The organism is Blastococcus saxobsidens (assembly GCF_010682065.1).
GTDB lineage: Bacteria > Actinomycetota > Actinomycetes > Mycobacteriales > Geodermatophilaceae > Blastococcus > Blastococcus saxobsidens_B.
In genome coordinates, this window is record NZ_JAAGWG010000078.1 from 1 (window position 1) to 502 (window position 502).

General features: G+C 71.9%; 1 protein-coding gene. It reads left to right on the forward strand.

Features of this window, described 5'->3' with window-relative positions; all coding sequences use genetic code 11:
- A partial coding sequence (locus GCU60_RS19730) for an IS256 family transposase (protein WP_204262358.1) occupies nucleotides 1-502 on the forward strand: 502 nt, incomplete at both ends.

Below are 502 nucleotides of genomic sequence, written 5' to 3' on the forward strand. Positions count from 1 at the left end.
AGCGGACCAACGTCCGCAACGGCTACCGGCTGCGGGAGTTCGACACCCGAGCCGGCACGCTGGACGTCGCGATCCCCAAGCTCCGATCCGGGTCCTACTTCCCGGACTGGCTGCTGGAGCGCCGCCGGCGAGCGGAGCGGGCGCTGACCACCGTGGTCGCCACCTGCTACCTGCTCGGGGTGAGCACCCGGCGGATGGAGAAGCTGGTGGAGTCCCTGGGCATCACCCGGCTCTCGAAGTCGCAGGTGAGCGAGATGGCCAAGGACCTCGACGCCCAGGTCGCCGACTTCCGGCACCGCCCCCTCGATGCCGGCCCTTACACGTTCGTGGCCGCCGACGCCCTCGTGCTGAAGGTCCGCGAGGGCGGCCGGGTGGTCGGTGTGCACGCCCTCGTGGCCACCGGCGTCAATGCCGACGGGCACCGGGAGATCCTCGGTCTGCAGGTCACCTCCGCCGAGGACGGCGCCGGCTGGCTGGCGTTCTTCCGGGACCTGACCGCCCG